At 63.6% G+C, this 18,174-nt stretch carries 18 protein-coding genes and 1 pseudogene; 11 read left to right on the forward strand and 8 right to left on the reverse strand.

Annotated elements, in window-relative coordinates; translation table 11 throughout:
- The first annotated feature begins 54 nt into the window (after positions 1-54).
- The 11 genes and pseudogenes from ubiE (at position 55) to ACMGG8_RS01625 (ending at position 8,161) form a co-directional block, all read left to right on the forward strand.
- On the forward strand, positions 55-825 hold the full coding sequence (gene ubiE, locus ACMGG8_RS01575) for a bifunctional demethylmenaquinone methyltransferase/2-methoxy-6-polyprenyl-1,4-benzoquinol methylase UbiE (RefSeq protein WP_011058802.1): 771 nt from the start codon (positions 55-57) through the stop codon (positions 823-825).
- Positions 825-1,448 (forward strand): SCP2 domain-containing protein, encoded by a 624-nt coding sequence (locus ACMGG8_RS01580; RefSeq protein ID WP_414159058.1) that lies wholly within the window; start codon positions 825-827, stop codon positions 1,446-1,448. Before ubiE ends, ACMGG8_RS01580 begins: the two co-directional genes overlap by 1 nt.
- A complete protein-coding gene (gene ubiB, locus ACMGG8_RS01585) occupies positions 1,445-3,049 on the forward strand; it encodes a ubiquinone biosynthesis regulatory protein kinase UbiB (protein WP_108545900.1) in 1,605 nt (534 codons plus the stop codon). The genes ACMGG8_RS01580 and ubiB overlap by 4 nt, the downstream gene beginning before the upstream one ends.
- Positions 3,050-3,129: 80 nt before the next feature.
- The gene (hisI, locus tag ACMGG8_RS01590) at positions 3,130-3,522 is read left to right on the forward strand and encodes a phosphoribosyl-AMP cyclohydrolase (RefSeq protein ID WP_060837143.1); all 393 of its coding nucleotides are present in this window, start codon (positions 3,130-3,132) and stop codon (positions 3,520-3,522) included.
- 1 nt (position 3,523) lies between these two features.
- Positions 3,524-3,856 (forward strand): phosphoribosyl-ATP diphosphatase, encoded by a 333-nt coding sequence (locus ACMGG8_RS01595; RefSeq protein ID WP_060837142.1) that lies wholly within the window; start codon positions 3,524-3,526, stop codon positions 3,854-3,856.
- Positions 3,857-3,881: 25 nt separating this feature from the next.
- Positions 3,882-4,163 carry a twin-arginine translocase TatA/TatE family subunit gene (locus ACMGG8_RS01600; RefSeq protein ID WP_011058797.1) on the forward strand — a complete coding sequence of 94 codons (282 nt, stop codon included), beginning with the start codon at positions 3,882-3,884 and terminating at the stop codon, positions 4,161-4,163.
- Between the two features lie 10 nt (positions 4,164-4,173).
- Complete coding sequence (tatB, locus tag ACMGG8_RS01605) at positions 4,174-4,626, forward strand: Sec-independent protein translocase protein TatB (RefSeq protein ID WP_414159059.1); 453 nt, start codon at positions 4,174-4,176, stop codon at positions 4,624-4,626.
- Positions 4,623-5,417, forward strand: coding sequence for a twin-arginine translocase subunit TatC (tatC, locus tag ACMGG8_RS01610; protein ID WP_060837140.1), 795 nt, complete (start codon positions 4,623-4,625; stop codon positions 5,415-5,417). The genes tatB and tatC overlap by 4 nt, the downstream gene beginning before the upstream one ends.
- A complete protein-coding gene (locus tag ACMGG8_RS01615; protein ID WP_414159060.1) occupies positions 5,414-6,121 on the forward strand; it encodes a 16S rRNA (uracil(1498)-N(3))-methyltransferase in 708 nt (235 codons plus the stop codon). The genes tatC and ACMGG8_RS01615 overlap by 4 nt, the downstream gene beginning before the upstream one ends.
- Before the next feature lie 123 nt (positions 6,122-6,244).
- A pseudogene (locus ACMGG8_RS01620) lies at positions 6,245-7,255 on the forward strand (methyl-accepting chemotaxis protein); the annotation flags it as partial.
- A gap of 201 nt (positions 7,256-7,456) precedes the next feature.
- Positions 7,457-8,161 carry a methyl-accepting chemotaxis protein gene (locus ACMGG8_RS01625; protein ID WP_409258961.1) on the forward strand — a complete coding sequence of 235 codons (705 nt, stop codon included), beginning with the start codon at positions 7,457-7,459 and terminating at the stop codon, positions 8,159-8,161.
- A 63-nt stretch (positions 8,162-8,224) separates the two neighbouring features.
- Here ACMGG8_RS01625 and ACMGG8_RS01630 read toward each other — a convergent pair whose 3' ends face one another.
- The 8 genes from ACMGG8_RS01630 to hutG form a co-directional block, all read right to left on the reverse strand.
- Positions 8,225-8,959, reverse strand: a complete 735-nt coding sequence (locus ACMGG8_RS01630; protein WP_060842242.1) for an amino acid ABC transporter ATP-binding protein — start codon at positions 8,957-8,959, stop codon at positions 8,225-8,227.
- Positions 8,952-9,914 carry an amino acid ABC transporter permease gene (locus tag ACMGG8_RS01635; RefSeq protein WP_060837136.1) on the reverse strand — a complete coding sequence of 321 codons (963 nt, stop codon included), beginning with the start codon at positions 9,912-9,914 and terminating at the stop codon, positions 8,952-8,954. The genes ACMGG8_RS01630 and ACMGG8_RS01635 overlap by 8 nt, the downstream gene beginning before the upstream one ends.
- A 145-nt stretch (positions 9,915-10,059) precedes the next feature.
- Positions 10,060-10,857: a transporter substrate-binding domain-containing protein gene (locus ACMGG8_RS01640; RefSeq protein ID WP_060837135.1), complete on the reverse strand. Its 798-nt coding sequence runs from the start codon at positions 10,855-10,857 to the stop codon at positions 10,060-10,062.
- Between the two features lie 224 nt (positions 10,858-11,081).
- Positions 11,082-13,652, reverse strand: a complete 2,571-nt coding sequence (gene mdoH, locus ACMGG8_RS01645; RefSeq protein ID WP_060837134.1) for a glucans biosynthesis glucosyltransferase MdoH — start codon at positions 13,650-13,652, stop codon at positions 11,082-11,084.
- Entirely contained in the window at positions 13,645-15,468 is a 1,824-nt protein-coding gene (locus ACMGG8_RS01650) for a glucan biosynthesis protein G (protein WP_060841865.1), read from the reverse strand. Before ACMGG8_RS01650 ends, mdoH begins: the two co-directional genes overlap by 8 nt.
- Positions 15,469-15,744: 276 nt before the next feature.
- Entirely contained in the window at positions 15,745-16,182 is a 438-nt protein-coding gene (gene dtd / locus ACMGG8_RS01655; protein WP_060837133.1) for a D-aminoacyl-tRNA deacylase, read from the reverse strand.
- On the reverse strand, positions 16,179-17,150 hold the full coding sequence (gene pip, locus ACMGG8_RS01660; protein WP_060837132.1) for a prolyl aminopeptidase: 972 nt from the start codon (positions 17,148-17,150) through the stop codon (positions 16,179-16,181). The genes dtd and pip overlap by 4 nt, the downstream gene beginning before the upstream one ends.
- A 215-nt stretch (positions 17,151-17,365) precedes the next feature.
- Positions 17,366-18,166, reverse strand: coding sequence for an N-formylglutamate deformylase (hutG, locus tag ACMGG8_RS01665; RefSeq protein WP_414159061.1), 801 nt, complete (start codon positions 18,164-18,166; stop codon positions 17,366-17,368).
- Positions 18,167-18,174: the final 8 nt, after the last annotated feature.

Here is an 18,174-nt window from a genome sequence, read left to right on the forward strand (position 1 = left end):
CAAAGGCCGCCACCGGGATTAGAATGTCGCGCATTCTCTTTTGGTGACAGCGATATGACTGATCAGCGCAAAGGCAGCGATGCCGAACCCACCACGCACTTCGGCTTCAAGAACGTTCCTGAAAGCCAGAAAGCGGAAAAAGTCGCAGAGGTGTTCCACTCGGTAGCGGCCAAGTACGACCTGATGAACGACGTACTGTCGGGCGGCATGCACCGTTTGTGGAAACGCTTCACCATCGAGCTCTCCGGCGTGCGCGCCGGCAACCGCGTGCTGGATATCGCCGGTGGCACGGGCGATCTGACCAAGCGCTTTTCCCACCTGGTGGGGCCTACCGGCCAAGTGGTGCTGGCGGACATCAACGAATCCATGCTCAAGGTCGGCCGTGACCGCCTGCTGGACCTGGGTGTGGCTGGCAACGTCGAATTCGTCCAGGCCGATGCGGAAAAACTGCCCTTCCCGGACAACCATTTCGACTGCGTGACCATCGCCTTCGGCTTGCGCAACGTCACCCACAAAGAAGACGCCCTGCGCTCCATGCTGAGGGTGCTCAAGCCCGGTGGCCGCCTCTTGGTGCTGGAATTCTCCAAGCCGACCAACGCCCTGATGTCCAAGGTCTACGACGCCTATTCATTCGCCTTCATGCCCCTGGCCGGCAAGCTGATCACCAACGATTCGGAAAGCTACCGCTACCTGGCCGAGTCGATCCGCATGCACCCCAACCAAGAAACCCTGAAGTCGATGATGGTCGAGGCCGGTTTCGACCGCGTGACCTATCACAACATGACCGCAGGCATCGTCGCCCTGCACCGCGGCATCAAGCCCTGATGTTGCTCAGCGGCCTGCTCGCCAGCGTCGAGACCGGCATCAACCGGGTGCTGCGTCTGGACAGCACGGCCCTGCCGCGCCTGCAGCACCTCAATGGCAAGGTGATCGCCGTCGACTGCCGCAGCCCGGCATTGCAGCTGTTCATCCTGCCCAGCGATGAAGGCCTGATACTGGCCAGCCAGTGGGCCGCCGACCCTGACTGCATCCTCCGCGCGCCGGCATCGAGCCTGGTACGCCTGGCCCTGAGCAAGGACAAGACCGCTGTTCTGCACGCGCCGGACGTGGAGCTGGAAGGCGACAGCGGCGTGCTGCTGGACCTGGCAGCCATCCTCCAGGATCTGGAGCTGGACTGGGAATACGAACTGTCGCGCTGGCTGGGGCCGGTGGCCACCCAGCTGTTCAGTGGCCATGTGCGCAGCCGTGCACGCTGGTATCAACAAGGCTTTGCCAGCCTGAATCAGAACCTTGCCGAATTCCTTGCCGAAGAGTCGCGGGCCCTGGTGGGTCAGCGCGAAGCCGAAGCACGCTTTCGCGAGCTGGATCAGGCCAAACTCGACCTGGAACGTCTCGAGGCGCGCTTCGAGCGCCTTTCCCGCTCCCTTGACCCAAGCGATAACGCATGAAGCTGCTTGCCGTCCGCCGTCTGTTGCGCATCCAGCGCGTCGTGATCCGCTACCGCCTCGATGACCTGCTGTTCGCCCTGCCCCTGCCCTGGTTTCTCCTGGCCCTGCGCTTTGCCCTGCCCTGGCGCTGGTTCCCGCGCAAACCGCTGGACCTGAGCCGCGGAGCCCGCCTGCGCCTGGCGCTGCAGGACCTGGGCCCGATCTTCATCAAGTTCGGGCAGATCCTCTCCACCCGCCGCGACCTGCTGCCGGAAGACATCGCCGACGAGCTGATGCTGCTGCAGGACCGGGTGCCGCCCTTCGACTCACAAAAGTCCGTGGCCCTGATCGAGGAGCAACTGGGCAAGAAGATCAGCGACGTGTTCAGCCGCTTCGACATCGAACCCCTGGCCTCGGCCTCGGTGGCCCAGGTTCACGCCGCCAAGCTCAAGACCGGTGAAGAAGTGGTGGTCAAGGTGATCCGCCCCGGGCTCAAGCCGATCATCGCCCAGGACCTGGCATGGCTGTTCATCCTCGCCCGCGCCGCGGAAAAGCTCTCCGCCGACGCGCGCCTGCTGCATCCGGTGGACGTGGTCAGCGACTACGAGAAAACCATCTACGACGAGCTCGACCTGCTGCGCGAGGCGGCCAACGCCAGCCAGCTCAAGCGCAACTTCGAAGGCTCGCCGCTGCTGTATGTACCCCAGGTCTACTGGGACTGGTGCCGGCCGAAAGTGCTGGTGATGGAGCGCATCTACGGTATCCAGGTGACCGATCTGGCGACCCTGGCCGACCAGCGCACCGACATGAAGATGCTCGCCGAGCGCGGCGTGGAGATCTTCTTCACCCAGGTGTTCCGCGACAGTTTCTTCCACGCCGACATGCACCCGGGCAACATCTTCGTCAGTACCGTGCAGCCCTGGAGCCCGCAGTACATCGCCATCGACTGCGGCATCGTCGGCAGCCTGACCCCGGAAGACCAGGACTACCTGGCACGCAACCTGTTCGCCTTCTTCAAGCGCGACTACCGTCGCGTGGCCCAGTTGCACATCGACTCCGGCTGGGTCCCGGCAGAAACCAAGCTCAACGAATTCGAGGCGGCGATCCGCACCGTGTGCGAGCCGATCTTCGAAAAGCCGCTGAAGGATATTTCCTTCGGCCAGGTGCTGATGCGCCTGTTCCAGACCGCCCGGCGCTTCAACATGGAAGTGCAGCCACAACTGGTGCTCCTGCAGAAGACCCTGCTCAATATCGAAGGCCTGGGCCGCCAGCTGTACCCGGACCTGGACCTGTGGAACACCGCGCAACCCTTCCTCGAACGCTGGATGCGCGAGCGGGTCAGCCCCAAGGCCGTGCTCGGCAATATCCACAGCCAGATCGAGCAATTGCCGCACCTGGCCAACATGACCCGCGACCTGCTGGAACGCATGTCGCAGCCCCACGCCGCCGATCCGCCGGCCCCCTGGCACCGACGCAAGGACGACTGGTTCCTGCGCTTGCTGGGCACTGCCCATCTGGGCGGCGGCGCTGTTCTGGCCGCCGGCGGCCCACTGCAGGATCTGGGGCACTGGCCGGCCGGCGTGATGATCGCAGTGGGTCTGTATCTGATCGTGCGCCGATAGCCAGTGGCGCGACCTGCTGGCAAACTGTCGCAATCGCCGAGGCGCCACCAGCGGGTTGCGCCCGGTTGTCGGAGTCGAACATGAAAGATTGGCTGGACCAGATCAAATGGGACGCAGACGGCCTGGTGCCGGCCATCGCCCAGGACCACAAGACCGGGCGCGTGCTGATGATGGCCTGGATGAACCGCGAGGCCCTGAGCCTGACCGCCGCCGAGCACCGCGCCATCTATTGGTCACGTTCCCGTGGCAAGCTATGGCGCAAGGGCGAAGAGTCCGGGCACGTGCAGAAACTGCATGAAATGCGCCTGGACTGCGACGCCGACGTGATCATCCTGATGGTCGAGCAGATCGGCGACATCGCCTGTCACACCGGCCGCCACAGCTGTTTCTACCGCGTCTACGAAGACGGCGAGTGGAAAACCGTCGAACCGGTCCTCAAGGACCCGCACGCGATTTATTCTGCAGGACACTGACATGAGCGATACCCTCACCCGTCTGGCCCAGGTGCTGGAAGAGCGCAAAGACGCCGCAGCCGACAGCTCCTACGTCGCCAGCCTGTATCACAAGGGCCTGAACAAGATCCTGGAAAAGGTCGGCGAAGAGTCGGTGGAAACCATCATCGCCGCCAAGGACGCCGCCATCAGCGGCGACTGCAGCGACCTGATCTACGAAACCGCGGACCTGTGGTTCCACACCATGGTCATGCTGGCGCAGCTGGGGCAGCATCCCCAGGCCGTGCTCGATGAGCTGGACCGCCGCTTCGGTCTGTCCGGACACGCCGAGAAAGCCTCGCGCCCGTCCGCCTGAACAACTTTCTAAGAGGAAACGCAGCATGGGCATTTTTGACTGGAAACACTGGATCGTCATCCTGGTGGTCGTGGTACTGGTATTCGGCACCAAGAAACTCAAGAACCTGGGCACTGACGTCGGCGAGTCGATCAAGGGCTTCCGCAAGGCCATGAACGACGACGAAAAACCGGCCGAGCCAGTGGTTCCTCCAGCGGCCCAACCGGTGCCACCGGTTCAGCCCCAGCAAAGCGCACCGCTGAACCAGCCGCACACCATCGACGTGCAGGCCCAGAAAGTCGAAGAGCCGACCCGCAAAGACTCGTGAGCACTGACTAATGTTTGGTATCAGCTTCTCTGAACTGCTGCTGGTGGGCCTCGTGGCCCTGCTGGTGCTCGGCCCCGAGCGCCTGCCCGGCGCTGCGCGCACCGCCGGCCTGTGGGTCGGGCGCCTCAAGCGCAGCTTCAACGCGATAAAACAGGAAGTTGAACGTGAAATCGGGGCCGATGAAATTCGTCGGCAACTGCACAACGAGCACATTCTGTCCCTGGAACAGGAGGCGCGGAAGATCCTCGCCCCGACCCAGCAGCAACCGACTCCGGTGGAGCCTGTGGCCGAGCAGACGATCCACGCGCCAGGCACCGCGCCGCTGGCCGAAGCCTCGCCAGCCAGCGAGGTGCCCGCCCCCGCGACACCGACATCGGCACCGACCGCAGAGCCAGCGGCCCCGGTGGCAACACCCGCCACCACGGCCACCCACGACTCCACCTTGCCGCCGCGAGCACCATGAGCGATATCCCAGAGAACGACCAACACATGCCGCTGGTGTCGCACCTCACCGAGCTGCGTACCCGCCTGCTGCGCTGCGTAGCGGCGATCTTCATCATCTTCGCCGGGTTGTTCGCCTTCACCCAGCAGATCTACACCATCGTCTCCACGCCACTGCGCCAGTACCTGCCGGTCGGCGCGACGATGATCGCCACCGACGTCGCCTCGCCGTTCCTGACGCCGCTGAAGCTGACCATGATGGTCTCGCTGTTCCTGGCCATTCCGGTGATCCTGCACCAGATCTGGGGCTTTATCGCACCCGGTCTGTACAAGCACGAGAAACGCATTGCCGTGCCCTTGCTGGTGTCGAGCATCCTGCTGTTCTACGTCGGCATGGCCTTCGCCTACTTCCTGGTGTTCCCGCTGATCTTCAAGTTCTTCGCTGCCGCCACCCCAGCCGGCGTGGAAATGATGACCGACATCACCAGCTACCTCGACTTCGTCATGACCCTGTTCTTCGCCTTCGGCGTGGCCTTCGAGATCCCGGTGGCCGTGGTCCTGCTGGTGTGGATCGGCGTGGTCAACGTGGCCTACCTGAAGAAGATCCGGCCTTACGTGATCATCGGCTGCTTCGTGGTGGGCATGATCCTCACGCCGCCGGACATCTTCTCCCAGACCCTGCTGGCCGTGCCCATGTGGCTGCTGTTCGAGATCGGCGTGCTGTTCGGCGGGCTGATCAGCAAGCGCGGCGAGCATCCGGACGACGCCCCGGCCGACGATCACAACGACCAGCCGCCAGCGACCCAAGCGTGAACCTGCTGCTTCTGGAGGAGGCCGACTTCATCGCGGCCGACCGCGTGGTGCTGCGCGATCGACGCCTGACCCACATGCAGGAAGTGCATCGGGTAGCCGTGGGCGACAGCCTGCGCGTGGGGCGCATCGGCGGCTTGATGGGCAGCGCCCGGGTCTTGCGCCTGGAAACAGCCGAAGCCGAACTGCAAATCAGCCTGGAGCAAGCGCCACCGGCCAAGCTGCCACTGACCCTGGTGCTGGCCCTGCCGCGGCCGAAAATGCTGCGCCGGGTGTTTCAGACCGTCGCCACCATGGGTGTGCCGCGGCTGGTGCTGGTCAATAGCTACCGGGTCGAGAAGAGCTTCTGGCAGACCCCGTTCCTTGAACCCGAAGCCATTCGCGAACAACTGATCCTTGGCCTGGAGCAGGCACGCGACAGTGTGCTGCCCGAAGTGCTGATCGAGAAACGCTTCAAGCCCTTCGTCGAGGACCGCTTGCCGGCCCTCTGCGCCGGAACCCTGGGACTGGTGGGTCACCCGGGCCAGTACCCGCCCTGCCCACGCGACGTGGATCGACCGGTGACACTGGCCATCGGCCCGGAAGGCGGCTGGATTCCCTACGAGATCGACCTGCTGGGCAAGGCCGGATTGCAACCGGTGCAACTGGGCGAACGCATCCTGCGGGTGGAAACCGCCGTCACCGCCCTTCTCGCCCGCCTGTTCTGAGGATGGACCCGGCCACAGCCGGGTCTGTCGCGAGCAATATCAAACCGCCATTACCGCTACAGAATCCAGGGTTCCCGCCGATAGCCTATGGTTAAGCCATATTGCTAATAGGGAGTTCGCAGCATGTACGGTTGGCTAGCCAAAAACCTGGGAAACCTGAGCGTCAGCCTCAAGCTCGGCATCGGCTTCGGCCTGGTACTGCTGCTGACCCTGTTGATCACCGCCACCGGCTGGACGGGCTTGGCGGGGGTCATCGATCGTGGCGATAAGCTGGGTAACATCTCCACCCTCTACGCCATGACCAAGGACCTGCGCATCGCTCGCCTCAACTACGAGATGCTCCATGGCGAACAAGGTCCCGATGCCGTCAACGGCATACTCCAGCAGCTCGACGAAGGCCTGCAGGCTGCCCGTCAACAGTTGCAGCAACCCGAAAGCATCGCGATGCTCGAGCAGCAACTGGAAGCCGTTGCCGAGTATCACCGGGCCTTCAACGACATGACCCGCGCCACCGCCGCCCGCGAAGCCGCCCGCTCCCAGCTCGGCGCCAGCGCGGACAACGCCGCGGCCCGGGTAGCCGAAGTCGAGAAATCGCTGCTGCAAGGCGACAGCGTGGCCCAGTTCAACAACGTCATCGAACTTTCCAGGCTGATCCAGCAGGCACGCTTCCAGGTTCGCGGCTACACCTACAGCGCCAAGCCCGAGGCCAAGCAGCCGGCCCTGGACGCCATCGACAACGCCCTGAACAACCTCACCGGCCTGCCCTCGCGCCTGCCGGAACAGCACATCGCCAACCTGCAACAGGCCAGCGACTCGCTCAAGACCTACCGCGCCGCGGTCAGTGCCTTCAGCGACTCCGAGGAAGCCAGCGCCGCCGCCCTCAAGCGCATGGCCACCCAGGGCGACCACCTGATGACCCTGAGCAAGCAACTGACCACCGCTCAGACCGCCAAGCGTGACAGCGAGGCCGGCCAGGCCAAGAGCACCCTGCTGATCGCCACGCTACTGGCGCTGGTATTCGGCATGGTCGCTGCCTGGGCCATCACCCGGCAGATCATCCAGCCCTTGCAACAGACCCTCAAGGCCGCCGAGCGCGTGGCTTCCGGCGACCTCAGCCAGGACCTGACAGTCGATCGCCGCGACGAACTGGGCCAGCTGCAACGCGCCATGCAGCGCATGACCCTGGGCCTGCGGGAGCTGATCGGCGGTATCAGCGACGGCGTGACCCAGATCGCCAGCGCCGCCGAACAGCTGTCCGCCGTCACCGAACAGACCAGCGCCGGGGTCAACAGCCAGAAAGTCGAGACCGACCAAGTGGCCACCGCCATGAATGAAATGGCCGCCACGGTGCAGGAAGTGGCGCGCAACGCCGAAGAGGCGTCGGAGGCCGCAGTAGCCGCCGACCAGCAGGCACGCGAAGGTGATCGGGTGGTCAACGAAGCCATCGCCCAGATCGAGCGCCTGGCCAGCGAGGTGGGCAACTCCACCGAAGCCATGGGCCACCTCAAGCAGGAAAGCGACAAGATCGGCAGCGTGCTGGACGTGATCAAATCCGTGGCCCAGCAGACCAACCTGCTGGCCCTCAACGCCGCCATCGAAGCCGCCCGCGCGGGCGAGGCCGGACGTGGTTTCGCCGTGGTTGCGGACGAGGTGCGCAGCCTGGCCCAACGCACCCAGCAATCCACCGAAGAAATCGCCGAGCTGATCGTCGGCCTGCAAAGCGGCACCCAGCAAGTGGCCAGCACCCTGGACACCAGCCGCAGCCTGAGCGACAGCAGCGTCGAGCTGACCCGCCGAGCCGGCGGTTCCCTGGAGAACATCACCCGTACCGTGTCGGCGATCCAGGCGATGAACCAGCAGATCGCCGCCGCCGCCGAGCAGCAGAGTGCCGTCGCCGAAGAGATCAATCGCAGTGTGTTGAATGTGCGGGATGTGTCCGAACAGACATCATCGGCCAGCGAGGAAACCGCGGCCTCCAGCGCCGAGCTGGCGCGGTTGGGGATTCACTTGCAGAGCCTGGTGGGGCGCTTCCGGGTCTGAGCCGCTTCGCCGGCAAGCCGGCTCCTACAGGGAAATGCAGGAGCCGGCCTGTCGGCACAGGCCTTACAGCACCTGACGCAGGAAAGCCTGGGCCCGCGGGTCTTTCGGCGCCTCGAAGAAAACATCCGGCGCCGCATCTTCCAGCAGCTTGCCGTGATCGAAGAACAGCACCCGATCCGCCACTTCCCGGGCGAAACCCATTTCGTGGGTGACGCAAACCATGGTCATGCCCTCCAGAGCCAGGGTCTTCATCACGTCCAGCACCTCGCCGACCATTTCCGGGTCCAGGGCCGAGGTCGGCTCATCGAACAGCATCACCTTGGGCTCCATCGCCAGGGCCCGGGCAATCGCCACCCGCTGCTGCTGACCGCCGGAAAGCCGTGAAGGAAACTCATGGGCCTTCTGCGCGATACCGACCTTCTCCAGCAGCGCCAGGGCCTTGGCCTCGCGCTCCTGCTTGCCCCGCTTGCGCACCACCTTCTGCGCCAGGCAGAGGTTTTCCAGCACGGTCATGTGGGGAAACAGGTTGAAATGCTGAAACACCATGCCGACTTCACGGCGATAGGCGTTCACGTCGGTCTTGGGATCGGCCAGTTGCAGGCCGTCGATGCTCACCGAGCCCGAGTCGAACTCTTCCAGGCCGTTGAGGCAGCGCAGGAAGGTCGACTTGCCGGAACCGGAAGGACCGATCACCACCAGCACCTCGCCCTTGGCCACTCGGGTGGTGACGTTATCCACCGCGCGCACCACCTGGCCGCGGGTGTCGAAGACTTTTACCAGATCGCGGACTTCAATCACTTTGCGCGAGCCTCCGCTCAAGCCGGCTGGCCATCTTCGACAGCGGCAGGTTGATCAACAAATACAGGCCCGCCACACAGAACAGGATCTCGAACGGCGAGAACGAGGTGGTGATGACTTCCCGACCGCTCTTGAGCAGCTCGGTGATGGCGATCACCGACACCAGCGAGGTGTCCTTGACCAGACTGATGAACTGCCCGGCCAGGGGCGGCAGCACCCGCTTGAAGGCCTGGGGCAGCACCACATGGCGCATCGACTGGCCGGCGCTGAGCCCCAGGGAGCGGGCGGCTTCGTTCTGCCCGCGGGCGATGGACTGCACCCCGGCACGGACGATCTCCGCCACATAGGCCCCGGTGAACAGCGACAGTGCGGCGATCCCGGCGAACTCCCGGGACAGGTTGAGCACCGTGCCGATGAAGAAATAGAAGATGAAGATCTGCACCAGCAGCGGCGTGCCGCGCACCAGTTCGACATAGATCGTCGACAGATCGCGCAGGGTCGGGTTGTTCGACAGGCGGCACAGGCCGGTGCCCAGGCCGATGATCAACCCCAGCACCCCGGACACCACCGACAGCCACAGGGTGGTCCACAGGCCCCACAACAGCGGCCCCGCGGCCCAGTGCCGGGTTACGCCGATCACGTCGCCCTCACCCACGTCATCGCCGTTGGCCACTTGCAGGCTGCTTTCATCGACGCTCAGATGCTGCTCGGCACCCGAATCACCGCGCAGGGTGACTTGAGCCTTGCCGCCCTGGCGCACAACCTCGGCGACGGTGGAGATCTCCGCCGCCCGCTGGGACTCTTCAGCCTGATAGGCGAAGTACTGGGGGACACGGTTCCAGCGCCACTCGTAGGACATCAACGAGGTGGCGTAGTACAGCGCGCCGGCCAGACCGATCAGCACCAGCACGGTCAGCACGTGCCAGGGCCATTGGGCTTTTTTCTGTTTGTTCACTTTGCAGGTTCCAGCGGGTTGCAGCGGGGAGGTTCGGCAGAGCCTGGGTGGGCATCATCGCGAGCAAGCTCGCTCCTACAAAAACGCTGTACGCCCTGTAGGAACGAGCTTGCTCGCGATCAACCGCAAATCAGTTGCCTGACGCCTATTCCATGTCCTTGAGCCACTCGGTGCTCTTGAACCACTTGTCATGGATGCGATCGTAGGTGCCGTCTTCGTGGATCTGGTGCAGGAAGTTGTTGATGAAGTTGATGCTGTCGTAGTCGCCCTTCTTCAGGCCGAAGGCCAGCGGCTCGTAGGTGAACGGCTTGTCGAGGAACACCAGCTTGCCATTGCCCACTTTGTTGACGGCCACCACGTTGTACGGGGCGTCATAGATGAAGGCGTCGGCCTTGCCGTTGACCACGTCCAGCACCGCTTCCTGCTCGTTGTCGTAGCCGTGGTACTTGGCCTTGGCGATCAGCTTCTTGGCAACCATTTCACCGGTGGTGCCCAGCTTGGAGGTGATGCGGTAATCGGCGCTGTTCAGGTCCTTGTAGGACTTGATGGTGCCTTCCAGCTCCTTGCGGATCAGCAGGGTCTGGCCGACCACGATGAAGGGTTCGCTGAAGTTCAGGCGCAGGTTGCGTTCCTGGGTCAGGGTCATGCCGCTGCCGATCATGTCGAACTTGTCGGTCAGCAGGGCCGGGATGATGCCGTCATAGCCGGTGGAAACCATCTCCAGCTTGACCCCCATGGACTTGGCCATGGCCTTGAGCAGATCGACTTCGAAGCCGATGATTTCGCCACGCTTGTTGGTCATTTCGAACGGCATGTAGGTCGGGTCCATGCCGACTTTCAGCGTGCCGCGCTTGACCGCATCATCGATGGCGCCGGCCTGGGCGGTATTGACCGCCAGCAGGGCGGCAGCGCCTGCCAGCAGCAGCGAAAGATACTTCTTCATCTCAAGTCCCCTGAAGCCATTTTATTGTGGTGTCTGCACGCGGCGGGCCCGGAAAGGAAAGTCTTCGACGATCAAGGCGTTATCGATCACGCACAGAAATTTGCGGGTGCGATGCTAACGCACTCGGCCATTTGCACAAGGATTTTTGTTGCTTGCCCAGGGGATGGAGACTATTGGCCGCATACAGCAAAACGCCCTTGAGCAGGAGCTCAAGGGCGTTGGCTTCAGGCGGGTTGCGGCGCCGCGTTCAGCGGCTGCAACGGCAGCAGGGGAGCATGGGGATCGGTATCCACCGACTGGCGCCAGGCGCTCAGCCATTCGCTGTGCCCCTCGCTCCAGACCTGCTCGTGCAGGCGTCCCAGGGCCACCGGATCGCTCAACAGCGCCAGGCGCTCGCTGTTGTTCAAGGCCGCCGGACCGGCTTTCAGGGCATGGCGGACCCGCTCCTGACGCAGCCATTCGATCGGCTCGGCCTGGGTGTGACGGGACGTCGCCAGGGCACAGGCCAGGGCGTTCTGCTGCGGATCGACCACGGCCCGGATAAAGCCGTCGTTGAGCGCGTGCCAGCGGTTCTCGTGGGTGTACTGGTCGGTGGCCAGCAGCGCCTGGGGCGGAGCGTATTCCTCGGGGATCAGGAACAGGCTCTCGTCACGGGACTTCAGGCCCAGGCCGACCCGGCTGGAGATCACCGACACCGGGATCGACAGCATCAGCGAACCGACGATCGGCACCAGCCACCAGAGGAAGCTCGGGTTCAGCCAGATCACCAGCAGTGCCCAGCAGAAGCCCAGCAGGGTCTGCGGACCATGGCGGCGCACCGCTTCGCTCCATGGCGTGGAGTCGTCGTCACGCTGCGGCGAGTTCCAGGTCGCGGCCCAGCCAAGGAACGCGGCCAGAACGAAACGGGTGTGGAAAATCATCCGCACCGGCGCCAGCAGCATGGAGAACAGCATCTCCAGGAGCATCGACAGGGTCACCTTGAACTTGCCGCCGAACTCTTTCGCGCCCTTGGCCCAGATCAGGATGATGCTCAGGAGCTTCGGCAGGAACAGCAGCACGATGGTGGTGGAGAACAGCGCGATGGCCTTGTCCGGGTGCCACTGCGGCCACAGCGGATACAGCTGCCGTGGTTCGAGGAAGTACTGCGGCTCCATCAGGGTGTTGACCGCCAGCAGGGCCGTGGACAGCACCAGGAAGAAGAACCACAGCGGCGCCGACAGGTAGGACATCACCCCGGTGAGGAACACCGCGCGGTGCACCGGGTGCATGCCCTTGACCAGGAACAGGCGGAAGTTCATCAGGTTGCCGTGGCACCAGCGACGGTCACGCTTGAGCTCGTCCAGCAGGTTCGGCGGCAGCTCTTCGTAGCTGCCCGGCAGGTCGTAGGCAATCCACACGCCCCAACCGGCACGACGCATCAGCGCGGCTTCGACGAAGTCGTGGGACAGGATCGCACCGGCGAAGGCGCCTTTGCCGGGCAACGGCGCCAGGGCGCAGTGCTCGATGAACGGCTGCATGCGGATGATCGCGTTATGGCCCCAGTAGTGGGATTCACCCAACTGCCAGAAGTGCAGGCCGGCGGTGAACAGCGGGCCGTAGACCCGGGTGGCGAACTGCTGCATGCGCGCATACAGCGTGTCCATGCCCGAGGCCCGTGGCGCGGTCTGGATGATCCCCGCGTCCGGCGTGGCTTCCATCAGGCGTACCAGGCTGGTCAGGCATTCGCCGCTCATCACGCTGTCGGCGTCGAGCACCACCATGTATTTGTAGTCGCCGCCCCAGCGACGGCAGAAGTCGTCGAGGTTGCCGCTCTTGCGTTTCACCCGGCGCCGGCGCCGGCGATAGAAGATCTTGCCGAAGCCCTTGGCTTCCCGGCAGACATCCAGCCAGGCCTGCTGCTCGGCGACGCAGATATCGCTGTCGTTACTGTCGCTCAAGACGAAGAAGTCGAAGCGGTCCAGGTCGCCGGTGGCTGCCACCGACTCGAAGGTCGCCCGCAGGCCGGCAAACACCCGCGGCACGTCTTCGTTGCAGATCGGCATGACCAGGGCGGTGCGCGCATCCTTGGGGATCGGCTCGTTGCCGGCGCTGGCCCCGGAAATGCGGTACTTGTCGTGACCGGTCAAGAGTTCCAGGAAGCCCATCAGGGCGGTCCAGAAACCGGCCGACACCCAGCAGAAGAGAATCCCGAACAGAATCAGGATGCTGGTCTGCAAGGCATAGGGCAGCACTTGCTGGGCGGTCTGCATCAGCGGCTGATGCATGACCTCTTCCAGGTCGACGAACGACCAGCCCTGGTACGGCATGATGCCTTTCATGTACCAGCCGGCGACGATGGTCTGGCCAAGCATCAACAGCAGCAGGATGTAGCGACGGATCGAACCCACGGTGCGCCAGCGGGCAGCCGGCAGCACGCGCTCGTCCTTCTTCGGCGCTGGCGGGTTGCTGCGCCCGGTCAGGCGCCGCCAGCCACGCACCAGGATATTGGTGCGCCACGGCTCCGGTACCACCTTGGTACGGCGGATGGGCGGCGTGGCCTTGAGGCAGACCCGGCCTTCGGCGTCGACACCGAGCATTTCCGCTTCTTCAAGTTCGGCGGCGGTGCTCATGTTCAGGCGCTGGCCCACCGAGGCCTGGGCGGCATCGGTGGGGGCGTCGAAGGTGCTGGACGACAGGCGTTGGTGCAATTCGCTGAAGGACTGGCAGCCCGCGAGTTCCGCGCGCTGCTGGTCCGACATCGGCAGGTGCGCCAGGTACTCGGCAAGAGACTCTGGCTGTAGTTGAGAGTTACTCATCGGCAGGCAACTGATAGCTCCAGGTCTCGGTCAGGACTTGTTCAGTTTTAACCGGTTCCGGTGTGGCAGGGGCCGCTTCGGCAGCAGCAGGCTGCTTGGCGTCTTTGTGGTCCTTGTCCTTGGTGCTCTTGGCATCCTTGACCGGCTTGGCTTCAGCCTGCTTGGCGGCCGCTGCGGCGGCTTCCTTGTCCTTCTTCTCCTGCTGCTTGGCGGCGAGCTTGTCGGCCTTGGCCACAGAAGAGTTGGAGTTCGGCATCGACGCCTTGGCCGGCTCGGGCTGCGCAATGTCACGGACCAGGGCGGCGCGCATCTCGGTGGACTTGCTCGCGTCCTTGATCTTCATCCGCAGGGTCAGGCGCCAGCCCTTGGTTTCCGGGTTGTAGCGCACGCTGTTTTCCACCAGTTCGGCGTTGTCACCGACACTGACCTGGCTGCGAACTTCGGCGTTCTCCGGCAATGCCGCCAGGGACGGGCCCTGGAAGTCCACCAGATAAGCCACGCTGCCATCGGGTTGACGGATCAGGTTGGACTGCTTGACGTCACCGGTGGAACGCAGGGTCTGTTGCACCCAGGCGCTGTCCGGGGAATGCAGGGCAGCTTCGTCGATGGTCCAGTGCAGGCGGTAGGCGTAGTCCAGCGGCTGGCCTGGCTCCGGCTGTTTTTCCGGGTTCCAGAAGGCCACGATGTTGTCGTTGGTTTCGTCCGCGGTCGGGATCTCTACCAGGTCGACGGTGCCCTTGCCCCAGTCGCCCTTCGGCTCGATCCAGGCGCTCGGACGCTTGTCGTAGCGGTCGTCGAGGTCTTCATAGTGGCTGAAGTCGCGGCCACGCTGCAGCAGGCCGAAACCACGCGGGTTTTCCACCGAGAAGTTGCTCACGGCCAGGTGTTTCGGGTTGTTCAGCGGACGCCAGATCCACTCGCCATTGCCGGCATGGATCGACAGGCCGCTGGAGTCATGCAGCTCGCGACGGTAGTTGAGGACTTTCGACGGCTGGTTGGCGCCGAACAGGTACATGCTGGTCAGCGGGGCCAGGCCCAGCTTGCCGACCTTGTCCCGCAGGAATACCCGGGCCTTGACGTCGACGATGGTGTCGGCGCCCGGACGCAGGGTCAGGCGATAGGCACCGGTGGCCCGTGGCGAGTCGAGCAGGGCGTAGATCACCAGGTGCTTGTCGGTCGGCTTGGGCTGCTGGATCCAGAACTCGCTGAAACGCGGGAACTCTTCGCCGGACGGCAAGGCGGTGTCGATTGCCAGGCCCCGGGCGGACAGGCCATAGGTGTGGCCCTTGCCAACGACGCGGAAGTAGCTGGCGCCGAGCATGGTCATGATTTCGTCTTGCTTGTCAGCCTTGTTGATCGGGTACAGCACGCGGAAACCGGCATAGCCCAGCTTCTCGGTGGCCTTGGGATCGAACTTCACGTCGCCGAAATCGAAACGGTTCGGGTCGTACTTGATCTCGGATACGGTGTTGGCGCTGATCTCGTTGATCTTCACCGGCGTGTCGAAGTGCATGCCCTGGTGATAGAACGACAGCTTGAACGGGGTCTTCTGATCGGCCCATTCGGCTTTTTCGCTGAGGAAGCGGATTTTCTGGTAGTCCGCGAACTTCATCTCACGGAACTCGTTCGGCAGGTTACTGCGCGGGGCCTCGTACTTCTGCCCGGCCAGGTCCTTGGCCTTGGCCGATACATCATCCAGATTGAATGCCATGAGTTGACCGGCACCGAACAGGCAGACCAGCGCAGAGCCCGTCACCAGTGCGTTTCGTAACCGTTTGGCAAACAAGTTTGGTGCATTACAGGGACTAACAATCACGAGCAACCCTCGCCGAAAACAGATCAAAAAACCAACGGCCAGCTATCTATATGCCAGGTTGGCGAGCATTGTTCCGACTCCGATGGGGCTAAATGATTCCCCAAGCGGCCGTGGACAAGTCTCTACTTAAGTCAAAATGGACCAACGAACGCTGATCCCCGTAGCGCGCGATTATCTAGTAGCCCGCGTTACAACGCATCAGGGGTAACAAAGTATTTATCGCGAAAAACAGCTGTTTGCGCCGCAATTCGGTGGAAAAAGCTGTTTCAGGCGTTTTCAGGTCTGTAACAGGAAGGTTACCGGGCCGTCATTGACCAGATGCACCTGCATGTCCGCGCCGAAACGCCCTGATGCCACTTTGCCATGCAACTGTTGCGCCTTCACTACCAGATAGTCAAAAAGCGCCTCGCCAAGGGCCGGCGGCGCAGCCGTGGAGAAGCTCGGGCGCAACCCGCTCTTGGTGTCCGCTGCCAGGGTGAACTGCGACACCAGCAGCAAGCCGCCCTGCACATCGCTCAGGGACAGGTTCATCTTGCCTTCAGCATCGCTGAACACCCGATAGTTAAGCAGCTTATGCAGAAGTTTGTCGGCGCTGGCCCGAGTGTCCTCGGGCTCCACCGCCACCAGCACCAGCAACCCCTGGTCCACCGCACCGACGATTTCTCCGGCCACCTCGACCCGCGCGCCGGTTACGCGTTGCAACAGCCCCTTCATGCTTCTTCGGGCGGCAGATCGAGGAGGCGACGTGCCATCTGATCAGTGGCACGCACCAGAGCATCGGTGATGCCCGGTTCGGAAGCGGCGTGACCGGCGTCGCGAATTACCTGCAACTCGCTGTTGGGCCAGGCCTGATGCAGCTCCCAGGCATTGTCCAGCGGGCAGATCACGTCGTAGCGACCATGGACGATGACCCCGGGCAGATGGGCGATCTTGCCCATGTCGCGGATCAGTTGGTCAGGTTCGAGGAACGCATTGTTGATGAAGTAATGGCATTCGATCCGGGCGATCGACAGCGCTCGCTGCGGCTCGGAGAAACGGTCCACCACCAACGGATTGGGACGCAGGGTCGCGGTGCGCCCTTCCCAGCCCGACCAGGCCTTGGCCGCATGCATCTGGGCGATCTGGTCGGTGCCGGTCAGGCGTTTGTGGAAGGCGCTGACCAGATCGTGACGCTCCTCCAGGGGAATCGGCGCCACATAGTCCTGCCAGTAGTCGGGGAACAGGCGGCTGGCGCCACACTGGTAGTACCACTGGATTTCCTGGGGACGGGCCAGGAAGATCCCGCGCACGATCAGCCCCAGCACCCGATCGGGATGGGTTTGCGCGTAGGCCAGGGCCAGGGTCGAACCCCAGGAGCCGCCAAACAGCACCCATTTGTCGATGCCCAGGTGCTGGCGAATCCGCTCAAGGTCGGCCACCAGGTCCCAGGTGGTGTTGTTTTCCAGGCTGGCGTGAGGGGTGGAGCGCCCGCAACCGCGCTGGTCGAAGGTGACGATACGGTACAGGTTCGGATCGAAGTAGCAGCGGCTGGACGCATCGCAGCCGGCCCCCGGCCCGCCATGAATGAACACCACCGGCAACCCTTCCGGTGAACCGCTTTCGTCGACATACAGCACATGGCGCTCGTCGACGGCCAGATCGTGCCGGGCATAGGGTTTGATCTGCGGGTACAAAGTCTGCATTACGCGCTCCGTGGAGGTCGGGTTCATCCCTGGTGGGACTTCATTTATTCTGCCGTTCGGCATCATAAACCCGAATCACGCAATCAGCATGTCCTTGAAGAAAACAGGGTTGTTCAGGGGATAGCGACGCGTAGCGCAGAGCGTTTCGCCAGCAAGCGCGCTCCGGCAGGAAGGCGGCATCGGCGCCAGGAGCGCGCTTGCTGGCGACAGCCCTGTCAGCGGTAACGCTCCTGGCCCCAGGTCAGCAGCCCCTGCAGCAATGCCTTGAGTACCACCTGGGTCGGCGCCGCCAGATCCTCGCGATAGCGGAACGGCTCGAACTCCTCCATGTAGGCACTCTGCGCCAGCTCCAGTTGCACTGCATGAATATGCGCGGCCGGGTTGCCGTAATGCCGGGTGATGTGCCCGCCCTTGAAGCGGCCGTTGAGCACGTGGGTGTAATCGCCGTGGGCCGCGCAAATGCTCTCCAGACGACCGGCCAGTTGCGGATCGCAGCTGGCGCCATTGAAGGTGCCGAGATTGAAGTCCGACAGCTTGCCCTCGAACAGGTGCGGAATCAGCGAGCGGATGGAATGGGCATCGAACAGCAAGGCGTAGCCGAACTCGGCCTTGAGCCGCGCCAGCTCCTCCTGCAGGGTGCGGTGATAGGGCACCCAGACCTGCTGCAGGTACTGCTGCCGTTCCTCACTGGACGGCGCCTGCCCCTCGACGCACAACGGCTGGCCATCGAACAGCGTCGCCGGATACAGCCCGGTGGTAGCGCCCGCGTACAGCGGCTTGTCATCGGAGGGCCGGTTCAAGTCGATGACGAAACGCGAGTACTCGGCGGCCAGGGTGCTGGCCCCCATCTCCTCGGCAAATTCATACAGCCGCGGGATGTGCCAGTCGGTATCCGGCAGGCTCTGCGCCTGGGGCACCAACCCGGCCGCCACTTCCGGGGTCAGGCGCGTACCGGCGTGGGGCATGCTGATCAGCAGCGGCACCCGGCCTTGTTTGAAAGTCAGAACCTTATCCACAAGCCTTC

It is taken from the genome of Pseudomonas sp. BNK-45, assembly GCF_047456255.1.
Lineage (GTDB): Bacteria > Pseudomonadota > Gammaproteobacteria > Pseudomonadales > Pseudomonadaceae > Aquipseudomonas.

Bases quoted from the DNA above. Each gene is read 5' to 3' on its own strand.
- ubiE (WP_011058802.1), top strand. From the start codon at position 55: ATGACTGATCAGCGCAAAGGCAGCGATGCCGAACCCACCACGCACTTC.
- ACMGG8_RS01580 (WP_414159058.1), top strand. From the start codon at position 825: ATGTTGCTCAGCGGCCTGCTCGCCAGCGTCGAGACCGGCATCAACCGG.
- ubiB (WP_108545900.1), top strand. From the start codon at position 1,445: ATGAAGCTGCTTGCCGTCCGCCGTCTGTTGCGCATCCAGCGCGTCGTG.
- hisI (WP_060837143.1), top strand. From the start codon at position 3,130: ATGAAAGATTGGCTGGACCAGATCAAATGGGACGCAGACGGCCTGGTG.
- ACMGG8_RS01595 (WP_060837142.1), top strand. From the start codon at position 3,524: ATGAGCGATACCCTCACCCGTCTGGCCCAGGTGCTGGAAGAGCGCAAA.
- ACMGG8_RS01600 (WP_011058797.1), top strand. From the start codon at position 3,882: ATGGGCATTTTTGACTGGAAACACTGGATCGTCATCCTGGTGGTCGTG.
- tatB (WP_414159059.1), top strand. From the start codon at position 4,174: ATGTTTGGTATCAGCTTCTCTGAACTGCTGCTGGTGGGCCTCGTGGCC.
- tatC (WP_060837140.1), top strand. From the start codon at position 4,623: ATGAGCGATATCCCAGAGAACGACCAACACATGCCGCTGGTGTCGCAC.
- ACMGG8_RS01625 (WP_409258961.1), top strand. From the start codon at position 7,457: ATGGCCGCCACGGTGCAGGAAGTGGCGCGCAACGCCGAAGAGGCGTCG.
- ACMGG8_RS01640 (WP_060837135.1), bottom strand. From the start codon at position 10,857: ATGAAGAAGTATCTTTCGCTGCTGCTGGCAGGCGCTGCCGCCCTGCTG.
- mdoH (WP_060837134.1), bottom strand. From the start codon at position 13,652: ATGAGTAACTCTCAACTACAGCCAGAGTCTCTTGCCGAGTACCTGGCG.
- dtd (WP_060837133.1), bottom strand. From the start codon at position 16,182: ATGAAGGGGCTGTTGCAACGCGTAACCGGCGCGCGGGTCGAGGTGGCC.
- pip (WP_060837132.1), bottom strand. From the start codon at position 17,150: ATGCAGACTTTGTACCCGCAGATCAAACCCTATGCCCGGCACGATCTG.